We start from the raw sequence: 20,653 nt of genomic DNA on the forward strand, positions 1-20,653 counted from the left end.
TTCGCTGAAACAATCTGTGTTTCCAGCGACCCGATAGGCGGCCTAATTAGGCAGGTGGCGCAGGGGGGTCAACCCCTTTTTTCACGATTCTACGCGACAGGGTGGATTCATGTTCCGACCGACGTTATATCGCCGCCATGCAACAGAAACGCGATATCAGTTTGCCATTTGTTAAGATGCACGGGTTGGGCAATGACTTCGTCATTATTGATGCGCGTGCGCGGGATGCTCTGATTACCCCGGCACTGGCCCGAGGAATCGGACATCGGCATTTTGGTGTGGGATTCGATCAGCTGGCCGTAATCGAAAACGGTGCGGCTGACGCGCATCTGGTGTTCTACAATTCGGATGGATCAACTTCGGCGGCGTGTGGCAACGCCACAAGATGCATCGCGCGAATGTTGATGGATGAGACGGGCAAAACCCAACTGACGCTGACAACCGAACGTGGAACGCTTGTTGCGCAGGACGCAGGTGATAGGCTGACCTCGGTCAATATGGGTCTTCCTCAGTTGGAATGGCACGAAATTCCGTTGGCTGAAGAGATAGACACGTTGGAACTGCCAATCGAGGGTGCCCCTACAGCGACGGGTATGGGCAATCCGCACTGCACATTCTTTGTTGAAAACGCCGAGGCGATTCCGCTGGCCGAGTTCGGCGCCCGCTATGAACACCATCCTTTGTATCCCGAGCGCACCAATGTGCAGGTGGCTCAGGTCGTGGGTCCGGATCACATCCGCATGCGGGTGTGGGAACGTGGCGTGGGCATAACCCTGGCATCAGGGTCGTCATCCTGTGCAACCGCGGTGGCTGCGGCGCGGCGTGGGCTGACAGGGCGAAAGGTGCAGATTGATCTTGATGGCGGAACCCTTTGGGTTGACTGGCGCGAGGATGGCGTCTGGATGACCGGGTCAACCTGTCACGTCTTCTCGGGCACGTTGTCGCCCGAGTTTCTAGGGACGCTGGGATGAACCCGCCTAAATTCACCACATTGGGTTGCCGCCTGAACGCCTATGAAACCGAGGCGATGAAAGAGCTGTCGCAACAAGCCGGACTGACGGATGCCGTGGTGATAAACACCTGTGCCGTCACGGCTGAGGCTGTGCGCAAGGCACGGCAGGAGATCCGGAAACTTCGACGTGAAAATCCGAACGCCCGGCTGATTGTCACCGGGTGCGCTGCCCAGACAGAACCCAACACCTTCGCGCAGATGGCCGAGGTCGATGCGGTGATCGGCAACACGGAAAAGATGCGGCCAGAAACCTGGAAAGGCATGGCCGCCGACTTTATCGGCGAGACCGAGGCCGTTCAGGTCGATGACATCATGTCTGTCACCGAAACGGCCGGGCACCTGATCGACGGGTTCGGCACACGCTCACGCGCTTATGTGCAGGTTCAGAACGGGTGTGACCATCGCTGCACCTTCTGCATCATTCCCTATGGCCGGGGCAATTCGCGCAGCGTGCCTGCCGGTGTTGTGGTGGATCAGATCAAGCGGCTGGTGGATCGGGGCTATCATGAGGTGGTGCTAACCGGCGTTGACCTGACCTCATGGGGGGCCGATCTGCCTGCGCAGCCGAAACTGGGCGATCTGGTGATGCGTATTCTAAAACTGGTGCCGGACTTGGCTCGCCTGAGGATCAGTTCGATCGACTCGATCGAAGTGGACGAGAATCTGATGCAGGCCATAGCAACCGAACCACGCCTGATGCCGCATCTACACCTGTCGCTTCAGCATGGCGACGATCTGATCCTGAAGCGCATGAAACGTCGCCACCTGCGCGACGATGCCATTCGGTTTACCGAAGAGGCCCGAAAACTGCGCCCCGACATGACCTTTGGTGCCGACATCATCGCAGGTTTCCCGACCGAGACCGAAATGCATTTCGAGAACTCGCTGAAGCTGGTTACCGATTGCGATCTGACTTGGCTGCATGTTTTCCCATATTCGAAACGCGAAGGCACTCCAGCAGCCCGCATCCCGCAGCAGGTGAACGGGAATGTAATTAAGGATCGCGCCGCCCGTCTGCGTGCGGCTGGGGACGTTCAGGTCAGGAAACACCTGTCAGAACAGATCGGCAAAACCCATCGGATCCTGATGGAGAACCCGCATATGGGGCGGACCGAACAATTCACCGAAGTTACGTTCAATGCACCTCAGCCCGAAGGTCAGATCGTAACCGCCCGAGCCATTGGGGCGAATGATCACAGTTTGGTTGTCTGAAGGTCCGCAGCCTCACCATCTGCGGCAAGCAATTCTTCCATGAATACGCTTATCAGTTGCGCACGCCCATCAACCCCGGCCTTGGCATAGATCGAGGCGGTCTGCGCGCGCACGGTTCCGACGGCCCGTCCCCGGATGCGCGCGATGTTTTCGTTATCCAGCCCTTTCAGAACCAAAAGACCCACGTCTCGCTCGGCAGCGGTGAGCCCCCAACGGTCGAAAAACGTGTTGATGACCACGCTCATTTCACCCTGCGCGGCCTGTAGGCCAAGCTTGGTCTGTTCCACCCTTGCCAGCAGGCGTCGAAGTTCAATCATGAAAAAAACAATTCCGGCAAGCAGAACAAATGCGACAAACGCCTCAAGACTTACATGAGAAGGTCCCTCGCCTTCCTTCAAATCCAGGGCGACATCGCCAAGGTAAAACACCACACAAAGTACCTGAACAACGATCATTATCGACATAAGTACAGCCCGGTGAGCGTCTGCATCGCCGGGCCGCCAATAGCTTCTGATCCATTTGATCATTTGATTGACCAGTCCTCAGGTATATTCTTCCGCCCTGTTATCATAGCCTTTGCCAAAGCGACACCTGTTCGCCACTGATCGATGACAACCCCGGCAACATGCAGCAGAACAGATAGCATCAGCCAGTTGAAGGCCAGTTCGTGCAGGTCTTCGACCCATTCGACGCCAAAGAATCGAACTGTTCCCATCATGATTCCTGTCACACACAAAGCCAGCAGCGTCGCCCAGAGGTTATAGACCATAAGGGCCCCCAGAGGGTTGTGTGAAAGGTGCACGCTTTGATCACCCCGCCCCATGTCCCGCAGGTGATTAAGGGCCGCACGGGGGCTGAAAGGAAAGGCGGTGAACCTGGCAAAAGCCGGACCCGTTAACCCCCAAAGCAACCGCAACAAGACCAAAGCCAGGACAACATAGCCCACATACTCGTGGAACGCGCCCTCGGGATTGGAAATCGCCCCATTGATCAGAACGCACAGGGCTACGATCCAGTGAACCAGCCGGACCAGTGGATCCCAAACCTGAACTTCGTGGGCGCCTGTGCGCCCACGATGCATCAATTCTGTTTCAGACATTCCGGTTACTGGTCCTCAATCTTGACGACTTTGCCGCTTGCGGGGTCGACATAAACCTCGGCCAATTGACCATCCTTGACGACATAGGCTTCGATCTTGCCATCTTCCGTCTCGATTTTGCGGACATCGAATCCCATGCCCGTCAGCGTTTGCCGAATTTCGGCCTCGGATTTTCCAAGTTCCGCATTGGGTGCAAGATCCAGCGCCAATACCGGCGTTGCAAATAGAATTGAGGCAAAAAGAATAGGAAGTTTCATTGTCGTGACTCCGTGTTTCAGACAAACGGCAATTGATCAGCCGTTGTGGCTGATGTGCGCCTGTGAAGCTGTCCAATCCATTGACCCGGCGCTTATTTCGACCAAATAAGCGCGCGCTGATGGCGGCTTGGCAAAAGAAAACCCCCGCAACCTGACGGCGCGGGGGGCTGATTTAGTAAAATCCGGTAGGACGGATCGGATCAATCTTCCTTGCGGAGTTTGCCCTTGTGCGGCGCCCATAGACGCTTGTTGACCAGGTACAGCAGCACCGACAGAACGGTCAGGAAGATCACACCGACAAAGCCTGCGTTCTTGCGGTCTGTCAGCTTTGGCTCGGCTGCCCACATCAGGAATGCGGCAACGTCCTCGGCCATATGCTCGACCGTGTTCGAGTGCCCGTCTGCGAACTCGACCTGCTCATCAGCCAGCGGAGGCGCCATCGAAATCCAGCCGCCGGGGAAGGCAGTGTTTTCATAGAGCACCGCACCCGCCTCTTCTTTTTCGTGGCCGGTGTAGCCATGCAGCAAAGACGCGATGTATTCCGGTCCACCCATGCCTTTGACCAGCTGGTTGATGCCCAGGCCATAAGGCCCATGGAATCCGGCACGGGCCTTGGCCATCAGGCTCAGGTCAGGTGCGCCGACGCCGGTATTGGCCGGGAAGTGGTCGGTGGGAATCGCCGGACGGAAATCGTCCAGCTCGGGGTCGAAGACTTCGAAGTTGCCAGCCGCGTATGCGATGACTTCTTCTTCCGAGTAACCCAGCGCTTTCAGATCGCGCAGCGGCACATATTGCAGACCGTGGCAAGCCGCGCAGACCTCGGTATAGATCTGCAGGCCACGTTGCAGCTGATGCTGGTCCCAGGTGCCGAACGGGCCTTCGAACGAGAAGGCGAAATCTTCGATATGCTGCTCACCACCGCCTGCTGCAATGGAAGCAGCAGGGGTCAGGGCCAGAGCAAACGCGGCGCCGATTGCAAGTTTCTTGAACATGTTTCCGGTCCCTCTTCTTACTCGGCCGGCGTGGCGTCGGCGTCAGCCTTGCCATAATGCGCGTTGAAGTCTTCTTCGATGGTCTCGGGCTGGGCCAGAGGTTTTTCGATCACGCCGAGGATCGGCAGGATCACGAAGAAATAGGCGAACCAGTAGGCCGATGCGATCAGCGAGAAGGTCGCATAGGGTTCTTCCGCAGGCATCGCACCCAGCCACATCAGGGCAAAGAAGTCGATAATCAGCAGGTAGAACCACCATTTCAACATCGGACGGTACTTGCCCGAACGCACGCTCGACGTGTCCAGCCAAGGCGCCAGCGCCATGGCCAGGATCGCACCAAACATCGCCAGAACACCAAAGAACTTGGCGTCAACGATGCCACCGGTGATGAAGCTCGCGAACTGTACAACCCAGACCTCACCGGTAAAGGCACGCAGGATCGCGTAGAACGGCAGGAAGTACCATTCAGGCACGATGTGAGCAGGCGTAACCAGCGGGTTGGCTTCGATATAGTTGTCCGGGTGACCCAGATAGTTCGGCATGAAACCGACAACAGCCCAGAACACGACCAGGATCACGGCCAGCGCGAACAGGTCCTTGATCACGAAATACGGCCAGAACGGCAGCGTGTCTTTCTTCGCCTCGTCTTTCGAGCCGCGACGCACTTCAACACCTGTGGGGTTGTTGTTGCCGGTAGTGTGGAACGCCCAGATGTGCACCACGACCAGAGCCGCGATGATGAACGGCAGCAAATAGTGCAGCGAGAAGAAGCGGTTCAGCGTGGCGTTGTCCACCGCAGGTCCGCCCAGCAGCCAGGTCTGGATGGCATCGCCCACAAACGGAATGGCGCCAAACAGGCCGGTGATCACAGTCGCACCCCAGAAAGACATCTGACCCCATGGCAGAACATAGCCCATAAAGGCCGTGCCCATCATCATCAGGTAGATCAGCATACCGACGATCCACGTGATCTCGCGCGGGGCTTTGTATGAGCCATAGAACAAGCCGCGGAAGATGTGGATGTAGACCGCAACAAAGAACAGCGATGCGCCGTTCATGTGCAGGTAACGGATGAAGTAACCGCCATTTACGTTACGCATGATGTGTTCGATGCTGGCAAACGCCAGATCAACATGCGGCGTATAGTGCATCACCAGAATGATACCGGTGACAATTTGCAGCGCCAGGCAGAACGCCAGAACGATGCCCCAGATCCACCACCAGTTCAGGTTCTTGGGGGTTGGGATCATGAGGGTGTCATACAGCAGGCCAACAATAGGCAGGCGGCTGTTCAGCCATTTCTCGCCGTTTGTCTTCGGCTCGTAATGATCGTGGGGAATTCCGGACATAAGTTTGGGTCTCCCTTAGCCGAGTTTGATTGTGCCGTTGTCCACCCACTCTGCGGGCGGAATGGGCAAGTTCTCAGGCGCGGGGCCTTTGCGGATACGACCGGCAAGGTCGTAGTGTGAACCGTGGCAGGGGCAGAACCAGCCACCAAAGTCGCCTGCATCACCCAGAGGCACACAACCGAGGTGCGTACAAACACCCATCTGGACGACCCATGCACCCGGCGCTTCGCCTTCCGGCGACGGCATCACCCGGTTTGCGTCGGTCGCAGGGGCATCGGCGCTCAGGTTAAAGTTGCGGGCCAGCGGATCGGGCAGCGCATCAACACCTTCGGCGTCCTGTTTCTGAGCTTCCTGAATCTCTGCACCGGTGCGGTGACGGACAAAGACGGGTTTACCCAACCATTTGACGGTCAGCTGCGTACCCGGCTCAACACCGCTCACATCCACACGGATCGAGGACAGCGCCTGAACGTCTGCCGATGGGTTCATTTGGTTGATCAGGGGCCATACGGCTGCACCCGTTGCAACGACACCTGCGCCGCCAGCGACGTAGTACAGGAAATCTCTGCGGGTGCCTTCGTGGTCTTCTGCGTGGGACACGAGGTTATCTCCGATTGTCTGGCGCCCGCGGACGGGCAAATAGCTCGCGCACCGCACGAATGCGGTGTCTTAACCGCGCTTACTATCGGGGAGAATAGTGTTCGTCCAGCGTTCATAAACGCGCAATACGCCGCATGTGTCGTTTCCAGCAGCTGCGGACGGTGTTTTTTGGTGAATCTCGCGTGCGACTTTGTCGGCAACTTCGATTCATGCGCCATTGATTCGCTTACCCACCCTGTCTTCCGTCACCTGGATCAGGTATCTGGAGCCTGTCTCGTGGACCACTGATTTGCGCCCCAAAGTACATAATCAAGACCTCGGAACGGGGATTGTTTTCAGCAAAAACATACTCGCTAAATAGATGATTTAAATTATAAATTGCACGCGCCCCACCTGTTGCACTTTCCGCGCGAATAAAGGACAGCGCAAAAGGCGTGCGAACTCCCGCAAGGAGACCCCAATGTCAAAGATCGTTCTGGCCGCTGCCCTGTGCACAATGGCCCTTCCCACTCAGACCCTTGCCGCGGGCGATCCCGCAAAAGGTGAGGCGATATATAACCGTTGTTCTTCGTGTCATGCGATCATCAAGGATGGTGAAGTTCTGGTCAAAGGTGGAATCACCGGCCCGAATCTGTACGGCGTCATCGGTCGCGTGGCCGGGTCCGAAAACGATTATCGCTATGGAAGCGAGCGCCTGCCGATTGGCATGTTCACGGACGACATGATCCGTGCCGGCGAGGAAGGTCTGGTCTGGACCGAGGAAAACATCGTTGCCTATGCGCAGGATCCTATCGGCTTCATCAAGGAATTTCTGGATGACGAAACTGCCCGTCCGAACATGAGCGTCAAACTCAAGAGCGGTGCGGACGATATTGCCGCCTATCTGGCGACTTTCAGCCCCCAGTAAACCCGGCGCCTGGTGCTGGCTACGCCTTGTGCATCAAGGCGGCCAGCCGGGCGATTTCACTGCCAAAGCCAGTGGATACCTGATCAGCAGCAGCGTTTCGAGCACCTTCGGGTTTGTTCTGACCAAGCTTCCAGGTGCCCTGAATATCTTCAATGCGCATGCGGCACGGTATGATCATGCGCATCATCTTGTTCAGCGCGTCAGAGGACATTTTTCCCGTGCCCCATGGGGCCTTGGGCAGCAGCCGCTTTTCGTAGAACGCCGATTGGCGGTCAAGCACGTCACGTAACTCGTCCTGCGGGCGCAGCTCAAGTTTTCCGATCAGGTGCACGGCGACATAATTCCAAGTCGGAACCTGATCTTCGACACCGTACCAATCCGGCGAAATATAAGCATCCGGCCCCTGCACCGCGATCTTCGCGTGCTGCGGCTCGCGCAGCGCTCGTACAATAGGGTTCGAGCGCACAAGATGCAGGTCAGCCAGTGAACCGTCTTCGGACAGCAGAAACGGGACGTGGCTTAATAGCGGGGCCTCTTCGGCAGAGAGTGCCAGAACGCCGAACGCCCGGTCGCGGGCGAATTCAACATGCCGGGCTCGATCCTCGGCGCGAAAAGCGGGGTTAGGGTGCATGAATGTCCTCCTGTCAATTCTCTTGCAGCGTCGGACAGTTCTTGGCAAGGTCCGCCTCGTTCTCAGGGCGGGGCGGAATTCCCCACCGGCGGTATGCAGGCCACGGCCCGCAAGCCCGCGAGCGGCCCCGGCTTTCGGGGTGTCAGCAGATCTGGTGAGATACCAGAGCCGACGGTTACAGTCCGGATGAAAGAGAACGTGCAAGCCGCGCCGGTGAACCGGCGCGCCTGCTCGTGATCGCCTTGGGTGACGTGTCATGCCGGGCTGGCAGCGAAATGGGATCTGGTTCTCGCGACTGCCGGCAGGCCACCAAACTGAAAGGAGATCATGATGACACACACCCGCTATGCTTTTGTCAAAGCCAACTGGCATTCCGATATTGTTGACCGCGCGCTCGACGGCTTCCTCGAACTCGTCCCCTCGGAACAAGTCGATGTCTATGACGTTCCCGGCGCGTTCGAGATGCCCCTGCTGGCCCGTGATCTGGCCCGGACCGGGCGCTATGCCGCCGTCGCCTGCGCTGCCTTTGTCGTTGATGGCGGCATCTACAGGCACGACTTCGTTGCGCAGGCCGTGGTCGATGGTCTGATGCGCGCCGGGCTTGATACAGGGGTTCCTGTCCTGTCGGTCTCGCTGACCGCGCACCAATATCAGGAAACCAAACATCACAATTCGATCTATCGCGACCATTTCGTACAAAAAGGGCGCGAAGCGGCTCAGGCCGCGCTGATGATCTCGGAAATCCGTGCGAAAATCGCGCAGGCCGCCTGATCTTCATCTTTTCGAAAATACACAAAAATGCGCCGCCCGACGGGCGGCGTTCAAACCATCAACGGCCAAATCCGCTTGAGGCCGGGGGCCTTGCCCGCTAATCACGATCCGCAAAGGAGCACGCCCCATGTCGATGAACAGCTTTGGCCATCTTTTCCGCGTCACCACCTGGGGTGAAAGCCATGGGCCCGCCTTGGGCGCCACTGTCGACGGTTGCCCGCCGGGCGTTGCGATTGACGAGGCGATGATCCAGCACTGGCTGGACAAGCGCAAACCGGGGCAAAACAAGTTCACAACGCAGCGGCGCGAACCGGATCAGGTCAAGATCCTTTCTGGCGTGTTCGAAGGCCAAACTACAGGCACGCCCGTGCAACTGATGATCGAAAACACCGATCAGCGCTCGAAAGATTACGGCGACATCATGGACAAGTTCCGTCCGGGCCATGCCGATATCACCTACTGGCAGAAATACGGCATCCGCGATTATCGCGGGGGTGGGCGCAGTTCAGCCCGGGAAACCGCGTCGCGTGTGGCCGCGGGTGGACTGGCGCGCGAGGCCATCAAACAGATTGCGCCCAATGTGCAGATCACCGGCTACATGACCCAGATCGGTCCGCACAAGATCGACCGCTCCAAATTCGACTGGGCGCAGATTGAACAGAACCCGTTCTGGACGCCTGATGAACAGGCGGCCGGGGATTGGGCCATCTATCTGGATGATCTGCGCAAATCCGGCAACTCGGTCGGTGCCGTGGTCGAGGTTGTGGCACGCGGTGTCCCGGCAGGGCTTGGGGCGCCGATATACGCCAAGTTGGACACTGATCTTGCGGCCGCGATGATGTCGATCAACGCTGTCAAAGGCGTCGAGATCGGCGAAGGCATGGCTGCCGCCGAACTGACTGGTGAAGCCAATGCCGACGAAATCTTCATGGGTCAGGATGGCCCGCAATACAGTTCAAACCACGCAGGCGGGATTCTGGGCGGCATCTCGACCGGGCAGGACATTGTCGTGCGCTTTGCGGTCAAGCCGACCTCTTCGATCCTGACCACCCGCAAGACCATTACAAAATCCGGTGAAGAGACCGAGATCATCACAAAGGGCCGTCATGACCCCTGTGTTGGCATCCGCGCTGTCCCTGTCGGTGAGGCGATGATGGCCTGTGTTATCCTAGATCACTTGCTGCTGCACCGTGGTCAGATCGGAGAAAACCGTGGACGGATCGGCTGATCTGCGCGCGCGTTTGCGTGCTGTTGTCGCGCAACGCATGGAAACTGATCCGGCCCATGACCTGGCCCATCTGGATCGTGTTTGGACCAATGCTCAGGCCATTGCAGGCGCTCAGGCGGACATCCCCGTCCTGTTGGCAGCCTGTTATCTTCATGATCTGGTCAACCTACCCAAGAATGACCCGAAACGACAGTTTGCCTCACGTCAGTCAGCGACTGAATCAGGGCCTATTCTGGCAAAACTGGGCTTTTCCGACGATCAGGTTCAGGCCGCGCAACATGCGATCGCGGCCCATAGCTTCTCGGCCAACATCCCACCCGAAACGCTGGAGGCCCGGATTCTGCGGGATGCGGATCGCCTTGACGCCTTGGGTGCCATCGGGATTGCGCGCACATTTTCTGTATCGGGTGCTTTGGGGCGTGTTCTCTATGATCCGGCTGATCCATTCGCAGAGGCGCGCCCGCTGGACGATCTGCGGTATTCGATTGATCACTGGAAGGTCAAACTGCTGACCCTGCCGGACGACATGCTGACGGATGCAGGCAAGCAGATCGCGCAAGCAAGGGCGGGCCGAATGTTTCAGTTCCTTGAGGCTTTTGCAGCGGAAATCGGCGCATCGGTACCGAACTCGTGGACCATCACCTGATCCACCCCGTTGATCTTTTTTCTGCAAAGGCGCAGGGTCGCGCCGATGACAAAACCCTTAACATCGCATCGACCTTTGCTGGCTGTAGCGCTGAAGCTTGGCGCGCTGTTCCTGTTCACGTCGATGTCAGCCTTAGTCAAAGCCTTATCTGACGAATTCCCACCGGGCCAATTGGTGTTCTTCCGGTCCCTATTTGCTATTCCGGTCATCATTCTGTGGCTGATCGCGCGCCGAGAGCTGGCGCAAGGCTTTGTCGTCAAGAAACCCATGGGTCATTTCTGGCGCGGTGTTCTGGGGACCAGCGCCATGGGGTTGACATTCACTGGCCTTAGCCTGTTGCCTCTGCCCGAAGTTACCGCAATCGGTTATGCCACCCCGATTTTCACCCTGATTTTGGCCGCCGTGATGCTGGGCGAGCGCATCCGCATGATTCGCATCGGTGCCGTGGCACTTGGGCTGCTGGGCGTGATGATCATGATCTGGCCCCGGCTTGGCAGCACTCAGATGGAAACGGCTGCAACTATCGGAGCTCTGTGTGTACTGGGCGCGACTTTTGCCCGGGCCTTTGTGCAGATCCACATCCGCCAACTGGTCAAGGTCGATCACCCTGCTGCAATCGTGTTCTATTTCTCGCTGACCGCGACGTTGCTTTCGGCCCTGACGGCGATCTGGGGATGGACAATGCCAACTCTGACTCAGGCTCTAATACTGATCACCATGGGGTTGATTGGCGGAGTTGCGCAGATTTTGGTCACGTCCTCGTATCGCTTTGGACAGGCATCGATGCTGGCACCTTATGACTATGCAACAATGCTCTTTGCGATTGTGATCGGTTATTTCGTGTTTGATGAATTGCCTACCGTTGCGATCCTGATCGGGGCCGCATTGGTGATCGCAGGCAATGTTGTTGTGATCTGGCGCGAACACCAGCTGGGGCTTGAGCGTGGCAAGGCGCGTTCTGTCACAGACCCCAAAGCGTGACTTTACCTTTTGCATTCTTTCCCTAGGTTGGGCCGGACAATCAATGAGGTTCCCCAATGAGCGACGCACAGGATCACAAGGAAAAGATGCAAAAGGTGCAGGCCCAGCACCGCAAGAAAGTGTCCGAGGCCGTTGATCCCGAACGCGGCCTTGTTCTGATCAATACCGGGAAGGGCAAAGGCAAGTCATCTGCGGCCTTTGGCGTTGTCATCCGCGCGCTTGGTTGGGGTCAGAAGGTTGCCGTGGTTCAGTTCATCAAGGGCAAGTGGAAAACCGGCGAGCGTCGTTTCTTCGAAGAACGTGATCTGGTCACCTGGCACACGATGGGCGAGGGGTTTACCTGGGATACACAGGATCGTGAGCGCGACATTGCAGCTGCCAATGCCGCCTTCGACAAGGCTTGCGCCCTTATGGCAAGTGGCGAATACGATCTGGTGGTTCTGGACGAGATCAACATCGCACTTCGCTATGGATATCTCTCGGTCGAGCAGGTGATAGACGGGCTGAACGCGCGTTCGGACAAGACGAGTGTGTTCCTGACAGGCCGCGACGCACCGCTGGCGCTGCGTGATTATGCAGATCTGGTCACCGAGATGACCGAAGAAAAGCATCCGTTCCAGGCGGGAATCAAGGCCCAGCGCGGGGTGGATTTCTGAACCTTGCAATAGCGCAGCCCGTATTGCTGCGCAGTTATCCTCTGCCGCTTAGCACAGTTTCAAAGATATATCGCAACGACTTGCGTTGACGGACGGTGCCTTGTGCCCGGGCTTCTTCTGCGGTTGCGGTGTCCCGGTTCTGGCGATCAGCATAGGCACAATAGTCGCCTTCGCAACAGTTGCACCCGCACGCAACTAGCGCATCATGTCGGGCCATGATTTCGTCAAGCGTGTCTGTCATCTGTGACCTCACCCCGCACTGGGATAAATCTGATGAATTCAGTCAGCTTTTTCAAGTAAATTCACCCGACCGGTCGATACACTTCTCTGCTCTGAGCCGCCGATTTCTAAAACAGGCAGCTCAGCTTTTTTGGCAGTATTTGGACAAAGTTGCCAATGCAGAGGCACAGCGCTCAGGCAGCGACTTCCTGCTCGGGCGCGCTGAGCGAGATGACGAGAACCACGGCCGCACCGTTCAGCCAGTAGAACGCCGCATCCAATCCTGAAAACCCCAGTACACTAGGTGCAAACAGAAAGGTGATGCCGACAATAAGGTCCACGGCCAAGTGAAATTTGTAGGGTAGAACGCGCCAAATTCCCAAATGATGGTCGGTCAGAACCGTCAGGACAAAGGCGGCGACGCCAGTGACAACCGAAAGCCACAGCGCCAGCGGGTTGGACTGACCCAATCCCAGCAGGAATGGCAGTGTCATCAGGGCAATGGCAACCGGGTAGTCCAGATACGCGTGGACAGAGCGGGTAACGAAACGCAGGGACATAAGATTCTCCTCTTTTCAATCAGTGATGAAAGAAAGATAGAAAGCCTGACCCGAACGCTGAATTCTTGATCGTTTCAAAAATCTTGCAGATCGTACATAATATTCGGCGTATTAGTGCATGGACCTGTATGCGGCTGGTGACAAGCCGACCTGCTTCTTGAAAACGCGGGAAAACGCGGCCTCAGAGGCATATCCAACTTCGGCTGCTGCATCTGCGACGTTCCATCGTGCCTCTGTAAGGCCATGGCACGCAATCTGCATGCGCCAGTCGGTGAGGTATTGCATCGGCGTCGTGCCCATCTTCTGGGCAAACAACTGAGAAAAGGCCGTGCGCGACATGCCGGATTCGCGTGCCAGTGTCGCAACACTCCAGTCTTGCGCTGGCGCTTGGTGGAACGCCGTCAATGCGCGTGAGATGCGTGTATCCGCAAAGCCCGCAAGGGCAGTGTCCTGAGGGCTTTGCCGTTCCAGGTAGGTTCGGATCGCCTGCGCAAACAGAACTTCGGACAGCTTCAGGGCAATCAGATCGCCGCCAATACGGGCCCCGGAAACTTCGGATCCGATCATGCGCAGGGTCGATTCCATCCACGATCCGGCCTCTTCGCCATAATTCTCGATCAGGATGTAGGGCGGCAGGCGGTCGATCAGCATATGCCCGGTGCCTTTTCGTCCTGCTGGGCCGGTGAATGAAAAATGACCGCAGATCAGTTGTGTGTCCCGGTCCTCGTCTGCACCGCCATAGACAAGAACGCCATCGCCCTTGTAGCCGGCAATCTCAAGAACCTGTTCCAGAGGAAGCGCATCCAGTGGCCTGACCTCGGCACACAACAACGCATGTGGCGCCCCATGAGGGATCAGGATCAGATCCCCCTGCCGCAGCCGCAACGTTTCCCCGGTGGATGAGACATGGACCTTGAGTTCACCCCGTTGGACAAAATGAAACCGCGCGACGTTTTCGAATTCCGGCACCTGAATACCAAATGGTGGTGTGAACGAGGTGCGGAAGTAGAACGTGCCACGCAGGGACAGACGGGTGAGAATATCGCTGAGTAAATCCAACATGTGTCGAAGATACGGGAATTGACCCGATCGTCCAGATCACGGAACGCTTTGCACGACAATTTGCACGATCTGCAACAAAAACCCCGCCGAAGCGGGGTTTTGCAACTTATTACGAGCGGACCAGCTTTTCGTAATCTTCTGCGATTTCGCGGGTCAGGTCGCCGACTTCGAAAGTGTAATCGCCGATTTGCCCGACCGGAGTGACCTCGGCCGCGGTTCCGGTCAGCCAGCACTGTTCGAAATCAGCCATTTCTTCGGGCTTGATGCGCCGCTCATGCACAGTGATGCCTTTATCCTTCAGCATCTGAATGACGGTTTGGCGGGTGATACCGTTCAGGAAGCAATCCGCCAGCGGGGTGTGAACCTCTCCATCCTTGACGAAGAACACGTTGGCACCTGTTGCTTCGGCCACATAACCACGCCAGTCCATGAACAGCGCGTCCGAGCATCCCTTGGCTTCGGCCTTGTGCTTGGAAATGGTGCAGATCATGTAAAGGCCCGCAGCCTTGGCGTGAACCGGGATGGTTTCCGGGCTGGGGCGTTTCCATTCGGCGATGTCCAGTTTTGCGCCCTGCATCTTGGCGTCGCCATAGTAGGCACCCCAAGGCCAGACCGCGACGGCCATCCGTACCGGGTTGCGGGCCGACGCCACGCCCATGTCTTCGCCAGACCCGCGCCAGACCAATGCGCGGACATAGGCATCCTGAAGGCCACTGGCTTTCAGGGTCTCTTCCTTGGCTGCTTCAATCTGATCGACAGAATAAGGCATCGGCATGTCCAGTGCCTCGGCGCTGGCGATAAGACGTTCGGAATGTTCGCGGCTTTTGAAGATCTTGCCGCTATAAGCGCGTTCCCCCTCGAACACGGATGAGGCATAGTGCATCGCGTGGGTCAGAATATGCACATTGGCATCGCGCCAGGGCACCAGCTTGCCATCCATCCAGATGACACCGTCACGATCATCATACCCTGCCATGCGAAACCTCCTGAACCGGGTTAAATTTCCGATTGTTGCGCTACTTAGGTCCGATGCGGACACAATGTTGCGCAAAAACTGCGATTCGATACCTCTCTGCCCTTGGAATGTCAATAACGCTGACATAAAGTCGAACCCGAGTAACGAATGAGGCATGATATGTCCGAAATCCGCCCGGCCCCGCGATATGGGGGCGAAAGCCTGTTGTTTTTGACGGATGAACAATTGCGGCAGGGGATCGAGGCAATGTTCTTCGCCTATCGCGGCTTTACCGCGGATCCCGATCGTATCCTGTCCGAAATGGCCTATGGCCGCGCCCATCACCGCGCGATCCATTTTATCAATCGCGCCCCGGGCACCACGGTGAACAACTTGCTGGCGATCCTCGGGGTTACAAAACAGTCTCTGAACAGGGTCCTTCGGACGTTGATCGAGGATGGTCTGGTGGAAAGCCGGGTCGGAACCGTGGACAAACGTGAACGGCATCTATTTCTGACGGAAAAGGGCGAAACGTTGGAGGCCACGTTGTCAGATGCGCAACGAACAAGAATGCGCGCGGCCTTCAAGGATGCCGGTCCCGAGGCCGTGGCCGGGTTTCGCAAAGTGCTTGAAGCAATGATGGATGCTGATATGCGTCATGCCTATACGAAATTGCGGGATACGACATCATGAGCGAAATAGATGCACATTTGCTGATTGTTGATGATGACGAACGCATTCGCGATCTACTCAAGAAGTTCCTGATGCGAAACGGGTTTCTGGTGACGGCGGCACGGGATGCGGCCCATGCGCGGCGGGTTCTGTCGGGGTTGGATTTCGACATGATCGTCATGGATGTGATGATGCCGGGCGAAGATGGCGTCAGTCTGACCAGGTCGCTGCGTGACACTCATACGACGCCGATCCTGTTACTAACCGCCAAGGGCGAGACCGAGCATCGGATTGCAGGGCTTGAAGCCGGGGCGGATGATTATCTCGCCAAACCTTTCGAGCCGAAAGAGCTGCTACTGCGGATCAATGCGATTCTGCGCCGGATGCCGGAAACCCCGGCCGAGGAAACAGCGGCGAAGATCCTGCATCTCGGCCCCATCCGGTATGACATTGAACGCGGTGAAATGTGGCAGGGCGAAAGGCCAGTCCGCCTGACCGCGACCGAAAGCCAGCTGATGAAAATCTTTTCGGCCCAACCTGGTGAGCCAATCAGCCGCGCAAAACTGGTGGAAGATCTGGGCCGGGATAAAGGACAGGCACAGGAACGTGCGGTGGACGTGCAGATCACCCGCCTGCGCCGGAAGATCGAACAGGACCCGAAACAGCCCCGGTATCTGCAGACAGTCCGGGGCGCGGGCTATATGCTGGCGCCCGATTGAATGAGCCGCTGTGCGGCGATTTAAGCCTTCGGCGAGGATATTTTAGCCAGATGAAGATGGGATCCCGATGAAAACCGCCCTTTTGACACATGCCGATTGCCTTGGACATGTCACACCGCAAGGTCATCCGGAACAGGTGGCGCGGCTGGAGCATATCCTGCACGCGCTTGAAGGACTTGACCTGAAGCGCGTGACCGCTCCACTGGCGGCAGACGATGATTTGCTGCGTGTTCATCCCGAAAGCCATATCCGAGACATCAGATCGTCACGCCCTACTGACGGGTTTGCGCAAATCGACGGGGACACCTTCATGTCACCGGGTTCCGTGGATGCGGCCTATCGTGCGGCTGGTGCGGCGGTACGGGCCGTTGATCTGGTTTTGGGCGGTGAGGCGCCGAACGCCTTTTGTGCCATTCGCCCACCGGGGCACCACGCCGAAGCCGAGAAAGCTATGGGGTTCTGCCTGTTTGGCAATGCGGCGCTGGCTGCGAAACATGCGCTGGATTACCACGGGCTGAAGCGGGTCGCAGTGGTCGATTTCGACGTTCATCATGGCAACGGCACGCAGGACCTGCTGTGGGATGAAGATCGGGCCCTGGTAATCACGAGCCAGCAGATGCCGTTATGGCCAGGATCGGGCCGCCCGGACGAGACAGGCGCTTACGATAACGTTCTGAACATCCCGCTTGCCCCGGGCACCGGCGGGGCTGAGATGCGATCCGCCTATGAAACGCAGGCCTTTCCACGCTTGCGGGCGTTCCGGCCGGAACTGATCATCATCTCGGCCGGGTTCGATGCGCATCAGGACGACCCTCTGGCCAACCTGAACTGGTCGACCGGCGATTTTGCTTGGATCACGGCAGAGCTGTGCGGGATAGCCGATGAGGTGTGTCAGGGCCGTATCGTCTCGACTCTGGAGGGCGGGTATGATCTGAACGCACTGGCCGAGGCGGCACGCGCCCATGTGGAAGAACTGATGAAGGCAGCACGATGACCGATACCCCAGTTGAACAGATGACATTCGAGCAGGCCATGAAAGAGCTTGAGGCCGTGGTTGGCCAGCTTGAGCGCGGCGACGTGGCGCTGGATCAGTCGATTGCGCTGTATGAACGCGGGGCCGCTTTGAAAAAGCGTTGCGAGGACGAGTTGAAGCGGGCCGAGGAAAAAGTGGCCGCGATCACTCTGGACGCGAATGGCCAACCGACCGGGACAACACCTGTCGAAGGTCAGTAAATGTTTCAGGAAAGACTGGCGCAGGACGCGGCGTGTCTTCAGGATCATTTTGACCTGACAATGGGCGCGCTGGCCGATCTGGATGTGACACGGGCAATGGCCTATGCCACCCGTGGCGGTAAACGGCTGCGCGGCTTTCTGGTTCTGGAAAGTGCGCGCCTGCACCAAATCAACGAGTCCCGCGCGATCTGGCCCGCGACCGCAATCGAGGCCCTTCACGCCTATTCTCTAGTTCACGACGATCTGCCTTGTATGGATGACGACGATCTTCGGCGCGGACGCCCCACGGTTCATGTGAAATGGGACGAAGGCACGGCCGTACTTGCCGGGGACGCGCTGCAGACACTGGCCTTTGAACTGTGCACCCGGCCCGAGGTTGGAGATGCAGACGTTCGCGCTGATCTGGCACTGACACTGGCCAGGGCAAGCGGTGCGCAAGGTATGGTTTTGGGGCAGGCGCTTGATATCGCGGCGGAAACCGCTTCTGAACCTTTGACGCTGAATGCGATAACACTGCTTCAGGGCGGCAAAACGGGCGCTTTGATCGAATGGTCCGCCTGTGCGGGTGCGCGTCTGGCAAAAGCGGATCCAGAGCCCTTGCGCCAATATGCCCGGGCCCTTGGTCTTGCTTTTCAGATTGCAGACGACATCCTTGATGTTGAAGGTGATGCGTCAAAGGCAGGCAAACGTCTTCAGAAAGATGCGGATGCGGGAAAGGCCACTTTCGTATCTCTTCTGGGTTTGGATGCTGCCAGAACCCGTGCCAGTGAACTTGTTGATCAGGCCTGTGCCGCACTGGACGGGTATGGCCCGACGGCAGAAACCTTGAAGGAAGCCGCTCGCTTCGTTATTGCCCGGGACAGCTAAGCCAGGAACGCGCCAAATGTCTGACCGCCCCAAAACGCCTCTGCTGGACCTTGTGAACCGCCCCGCCGATCTCAAGCGGTTCTCGGACGCGCAGCTGCATCAGGTTGCGCAGGAATTGCGGGCCGAGACGATTTCGGCGGTTTCCGTAACCGGGGGGCATCTGGGCGCGGGTCTGGGCGTTGTGGAGCTGACGACCGCGCTGCACGCAGTTTTCGAAACACCGCGCGACAAGATCATCTGGGATGTAGGCCATCAGTGCTATCCGCATAAAATCCTGACCGAACGGCGCGACCGCATTCGCACGTTGCGTATGAAAGACGGCCTGAGCGGTTTCACCAAGCGCAGCGAAAGCCCCTATGACCCGTTTGGCGCCGCGCATTCCAGTACGTCCATCAGCGCCGCTTTGGGTTTTGCCGTTGCGCGTGATCTGGGCGGTGTGACTCCGGAAGGGTTGGGCGACGCCATTGCCGTGATCGGTGATGGATCGATGTCGGCAGGTATGGCCTTTGAGGCGATGAATAACGCAGGTCACTTGAAAAAACGCCTGATCGTCATTCTGAATGACAATGAGATGAGCATCGCCCCCCCGGTAGGTGCCTTGTCCAGCTATCTGTCCCGAATGTACGCCGAGGCGCCGTTCCACGATCTGAAAGCCGCCGCCAAGGGCGCTGTTTCACTGTTGCCCGAACCGTTCCGCGAAGGGGCCAAGCGCGCCAAGGAAATGCTCAAGGGTATGGCCGTCGGCGGAACCCTGTTCGAAGAGCTCGGGTTTTCCTATCTCGGGCCCATTGATGGGCATGACCTGGATCAGCTGCTGCCGGTTCTGCGCACCGTCAAGGCGCGGGCAACCGGGCCGATCCTGATCCACGTCTTGACCAAGAAGGGCAAAGGGTACGCACCAGCCGAACAGGCCCGCGACAAAGGCCACGCGACTGCCAAATTCGATGTGGTCACGGGTGAGCAGAAAAAGGCTCCGTCAAACGCGCCTTCTTACACGTCTGTCTTTGGCAAGGCTCTGGTGGATGCGGCCACGCACGATGACAAGATCGTCGCAGTGACTGCCGCGATGCCAGATGGCACCGGGTTGGGCCTGTTTGCCGAACGGTACCCGTCGCGCTGTTTCGATGTGGCGATTGCCGAGCAGCACGGCGTGACCTTCTCAGCGGCGTTGGCGGCAGGAGGGATGAAGCCATTCTGCGCCATGTATTCGACCTTTTTGCAGCGGGGTTACGACCAGGTTGTGCATGACGTCGCAATTCAGCGCTTGCCCGTTCGGTTTGCCATTGATCGCGCAGGTTTGGTGGGCGCTGACGGTGCCACCCATGCCGGGTCGTTCGATATTGCCTATTTGGCCAATCTACCGGGCATGGTCGTCATGGCCGCTGCGGATGAGGCGGAATTGATGCACATGGTGGCAACCGCTGTTGCGCATGATGAAGGGCCGATTGCCTTCCGCTATCCGCGCGGCGAAGGTGTCGGAGTGGACCTGCCCGAACGTGGTGAGGTACTGGAGATCGGCAAAGGCCGCATGATCCGAAAAGGCGCGCGCGTCGCACTTTTGTCTTTTGGCACGCGGCTGGCTGAAGTTCAGAAAGCAGCCGAGTCTCTGACCGCCAAAGGCATCAACCCAACCATCGCCGACGCCCGCTTTGCCAAGCCGCTGGATCGGGACCTTATCCTAGATCTGGCTGCGGATCATGAGGCGTTGATCACCATCGAAGAAGGCGCTGTTGGCGGATTTGGCAGCCATGTAGCACAGCTTCTGGCGGATGAGGGTGTTTTTGACCGGGGCTTGAAATACCGCTCGATGGTCTTGCCCGACATCTTCATTGATCAGGCCAGTCCTGCGGATATGTATGCCGTTGCGGGTATGAATGCAGAGCAGATCGAAGCCAGGGTGCTGGATGTTCTGGGCGTAACCTCGATCAGTGAAAAGCGCGCGTAATACCGGCGCTGCCTTACCCTTCTTTGGCTTTGCCGCTTACCAAAAGCAGGAGGCGATAGGCGACCCAGAACCAAGCGGGT

At 57.8% G+C, this 20,653-nt stretch carries 25 protein-coding genes and 1 riboswitch; of the genes, 14 read left to right on the top strand and 11 right to left on the bottom strand.

Annotated features, from left to right (window positions below; all coding sequences use genetic code 11):
* The first annotated feature begins 137 nt into the window (after positions 1–137).
* Together dapF and mtaB are read left to right on the top strand one after the other, a co-directional pair.
* The gene (dapF, locus tag AC2FNC_RS03490; protein WP_496714627.1) at positions 138–971 is read left to right on the top strand and encodes a diaminopimelate epimerase; all 834 of its coding nucleotides are present in this window, start codon (positions 138–140) and stop codon (positions 969–971) included.
* Positions 968–2,224 (top strand): tRNA (N(6)-L-threonylcarbamoyladenosine(37)-C(2))-methylthiotransferase MtaB, encoded by a 1,257-nt coding sequence (mtaB, locus tag AC2FNC_RS03495; RefSeq protein WP_480625082.1) that lies wholly within the window; start codon positions 968–970, stop codon positions 2,222–2,224. Before dapF ends, mtaB begins: the two co-directional genes overlap by 4 nt.
* Here the strand turns inward: mtaB and AC2FNC_RS03500 are convergent.
* From AC2FNC_RS03500 to petA, 6 genes are all read right to left on the bottom strand, one after another.
* Positions 2,206–2,751: a helix-turn-helix transcriptional regulator gene (locus AC2FNC_RS03500; protein WP_496714628.1), complete on the bottom strand. Its 546-nt coding sequence runs from the start codon at positions 2,749–2,751 to the stop codon at positions 2,206–2,208. The genes mtaB and AC2FNC_RS03500 overlap by 19 nt on opposite strands.
* Positions 2,748–3,323, bottom strand: coding sequence for a cytochrome b/b6 domain-containing protein (locus tag AC2FNC_RS03505; protein WP_480606087.1), 576 nt, complete (start codon positions 3,321–3,323; stop codon positions 2,748–2,750). The genes AC2FNC_RS03500 and AC2FNC_RS03505 overlap by 4 nt, the downstream gene beginning before the upstream one ends.
* Before the next feature lie 5 nt (positions 3,324–3,328).
* Entirely contained in the window at positions 3,329–3,580 is a 252-nt protein-coding gene (locus AC2FNC_RS03510) for a PepSY domain-containing protein (RefSeq protein ID WP_480519674.1), read from the bottom strand.
* Between the two features lie 200 nt (positions 3,581–3,780).
* Complete coding sequence (locus AC2FNC_RS03515) at positions 3,781–4,572, bottom strand: cytochrome c1 (RefSeq protein ID WP_480474560.1); 792 nt, start codon at positions 4,570–4,572, stop codon at positions 3,781–3,783.
* 17 nt (positions 4,573–4,589) lie between these two features.
* A complete protein-coding gene (gene petB / locus AC2FNC_RS03520) occupies positions 4,590–5,921 on the bottom strand; it encodes a cytochrome b (protein ID WP_209506969.1) in 1,332 nt (443 codons plus the stop codon).
* Positions 5,922–5,936: 15 nt separating this feature from the next.
* Positions 5,937–6,521 carry a ubiquinol-cytochrome c reductase iron-sulfur subunit gene (gene petA, locus AC2FNC_RS03525; RefSeq protein ID WP_267363183.1) on the bottom strand — a complete coding sequence of 195 codons (585 nt, stop codon included), beginning with the start codon at positions 6,519–6,521 and terminating at the stop codon, positions 5,937–5,939.
* A gap of 460 nt (positions 6,522–6,981) precedes the next feature.
* Between petA and AC2FNC_RS03530 the strand changes: the two genes are divergently transcribed.
* Positions 6,982–7,428, top strand: coding sequence for a c-type cytochrome (locus tag AC2FNC_RS03530; protein WP_480474561.1), 447 nt, complete (start codon positions 6,982–6,984; stop codon positions 7,426–7,428).
* Positions 7,429–7,447: 19 nt separating this feature from the next.
* Here the strand turns inward: AC2FNC_RS03530 and AC2FNC_RS03535 are convergent, their stop codons facing one another.
* A complete protein-coding gene (locus AC2FNC_RS03535; protein WP_496714629.1) occupies positions 7,448–8,059 on the bottom strand; it encodes an FMN-binding negative transcriptional regulator in 612 nt (203 codons plus the stop codon).
* Positions 8,060–8,113: 54 nt separating this feature from the next.
* A riboswitch (FMN riboswitch) is annotated at positions 8,114–8,261 on the top strand.
* A gap of 128 nt (positions 8,262–8,389) precedes the next feature.
* On the opposite strand from AC2FNC_RS03535, the gene AC2FNC_RS03540 reads away from it, so the two are divergent.
* The 5 genes from AC2FNC_RS03540 (at position 8,390) to cobO (ending at position 12,341) form a co-directional block, all read left to right on the top strand.
* Entirely contained in the window at positions 8,390–8,830 is a 441-nt protein-coding gene (locus AC2FNC_RS03540; RefSeq protein ID WP_496714630.1) for a 6,7-dimethyl-8-ribityllumazine synthase, read from the top strand.
* Between the two features lie 127 nt (positions 8,831–8,957).
* Positions 8,958–10,058, top strand: a complete 1,101-nt coding sequence (gene aroC / locus AC2FNC_RS03545) for a chorismate synthase (protein WP_480474567.1) — start codon at positions 8,958–8,960, stop codon at positions 10,056–10,058.
* Complete coding sequence (locus tag AC2FNC_RS03550) at positions 10,042–10,704, top strand: HD domain-containing protein (RefSeq protein WP_480519682.1); 663 nt, start codon at positions 10,042–10,044, stop codon at positions 10,702–10,704. Before aroC ends, AC2FNC_RS03550 begins: the two co-directional genes overlap by 17 nt.
* Before the next feature lie 45 nt (positions 10,705–10,749).
* Entirely contained in the window at positions 10,750–11,685 is a 936-nt protein-coding gene (locus AC2FNC_RS03555; RefSeq protein ID WP_480474571.1) for a DMT family transporter, read from the top strand.
* A gap of 56 nt (positions 11,686–11,741) precedes the next feature.
* A complete protein-coding gene (gene cobO / locus AC2FNC_RS03560; protein ID WP_480606073.1) occupies positions 11,742–12,341 on the top strand; it encodes a cob(I)yrinic acid a,c-diamide adenosyltransferase in 600 nt (199 codons plus the stop codon).
* A gap of 34 nt (positions 12,342–12,375) precedes the next feature.
* Here the strand turns inward: cobO and AC2FNC_RS03565 are convergent, their stop codons facing one another.
* From AC2FNC_RS03565 to AC2FNC_RS03580, 4 genes are all read right to left on the bottom strand, one after another.
* Positions 12,376–12,582 carry a hypothetical protein gene (locus tag AC2FNC_RS03565; protein WP_480474574.1) on the bottom strand — a complete coding sequence of 69 codons (207 nt, stop codon included), beginning with the start codon at positions 12,580–12,582 and terminating at the stop codon, positions 12,376–12,378.
* Between the two features lie 172 nt (positions 12,583–12,754).
* Positions 12,755–13,120, bottom strand: coding sequence for an SPW repeat domain-containing protein (locus AC2FNC_RS03570; protein WP_050604526.1), 366 nt, complete (start codon positions 13,118–13,120; stop codon positions 12,755–12,757).
* A gap of 111 nt (positions 13,121–13,231) precedes the next feature.
* Positions 13,232–14,182, bottom strand: a complete 951-nt coding sequence (locus tag AC2FNC_RS03575) for an AraC family transcriptional regulator (RefSeq protein ID WP_209598922.1) — start codon at positions 14,180–14,182, stop codon at positions 13,232–13,234.
* Positions 14,183–14,291: 109 nt separating this feature from the next.
* The gene (locus tag AC2FNC_RS03580; RefSeq protein WP_480474578.1) at positions 14,292–15,158 is read right to left on the bottom strand and encodes a branched-chain amino acid aminotransferase; all 867 of its coding nucleotides are present in this window, start codon (positions 15,156–15,158) and stop codon (positions 14,292–14,294) included.
* 159 nt (positions 15,159–15,317) lie between these two features.
* On the opposite strand from AC2FNC_RS03580, the gene AC2FNC_RS03585 reads away from it, so the two are divergent.
* The 6 genes from AC2FNC_RS03585 (at position 15,318) to dxs (ending at position 20,573) form a co-directional block, all read left to right on the top strand.
* The gene (locus tag AC2FNC_RS03585; RefSeq protein ID WP_480474579.1) at positions 15,318–15,830 is read left to right on the top strand and encodes a MarR family winged helix-turn-helix transcriptional regulator; all 513 of its coding nucleotides are present in this window, start codon (positions 15,318–15,320) and stop codon (positions 15,828–15,830) included.
* Positions 15,827–16,528 carry a response regulator gene (locus AC2FNC_RS03590; protein ID WP_480474581.1) on the top strand — a complete coding sequence of 234 codons (702 nt, stop codon included), beginning with the start codon at positions 15,827–15,829 and terminating at the stop codon, positions 16,526–16,528. Before AC2FNC_RS03585 ends, AC2FNC_RS03590 begins: the two co-directional genes overlap by 4 nt.
* Positions 16,529–16,595: 67 nt before the next feature.
* A complete protein-coding gene (locus AC2FNC_RS03595; RefSeq protein WP_480474583.1) occupies positions 16,596–17,522 on the top strand; it encodes a histone deacetylase family protein in 927 nt (308 codons plus the stop codon).
* Positions 17,519–17,761: an exodeoxyribonuclease VII small subunit gene (locus tag AC2FNC_RS03600; RefSeq protein ID WP_120634800.1), complete on the top strand. Its 243-nt coding sequence runs from the start codon at positions 17,519–17,521 to the stop codon at positions 17,759–17,761. The genes AC2FNC_RS03595 and AC2FNC_RS03600 overlap by 4 nt, the downstream gene beginning before the upstream one ends.
* The gene (locus AC2FNC_RS03605; protein ID WP_480555083.1) at positions 17,762–18,628 is read left to right on the top strand and encodes a polyprenyl synthetase family protein; all 867 of its coding nucleotides are present in this window, start codon (positions 17,762–17,764) and stop codon (positions 18,626–18,628) included. It begins immediately after the preceding gene.
* Between the two features lie 16 nt (positions 18,629–18,644).
* Complete coding sequence (gene dxs / locus AC2FNC_RS03610) at positions 18,645–20,573, top strand: 1-deoxy-D-xylulose-5-phosphate synthase (protein WP_480606059.1); 1,929 nt, start codon at positions 18,645–18,647, stop codon at positions 20,571–20,573.
* Positions 20,574–20,653 lie beyond the last annotated feature (80 nt).

The organism is Ruegeria sp. BHSA123, from assembly GCF_059613425.1.